Genomic DNA, 226 nt, shown 5'->3' on the forward strand with positions numbered 1-226 from the left:
TAAATAAGCGGCGCAATAAACAACATGGCAACGCCTGCAAAAATACCGCCAATGATTCCTACTATGGCAGCAAATGATTGAGCCATTTCTAATTCCTGACCTGTCAAACCAGATTCTCTCATCAAAGCCCTATAGTCCATGCCTAATCCCTGCAACACAGTTCCAACGATAATCATTGTAAGAACGATAATTAACGGCATTCCAATAACAGGCTTTACTCTCATTC

Annotated in this window: 1 pseudogene; it reads right to left on the minus strand. The window is 41.2% G+C overall.

Features of this window, described 5'->3' with window-relative positions:
• Nucleotides 1-226 (minus strand): annotated as a pseudogene (locus ACLRGG_RS21400) (hypothetical protein); the annotation flags it as partial.

The sequence above is a fragment of the Erwinia sp. PPS120 genome (assembly GCF_047918655.1).
Taxonomy (GTDB): domain Bacteria; phylum Pseudomonadota; class Gammaproteobacteria; order Enterobacterales; family Enterobacteriaceae; genus Erwinia; species Erwinia tasmaniensis_A.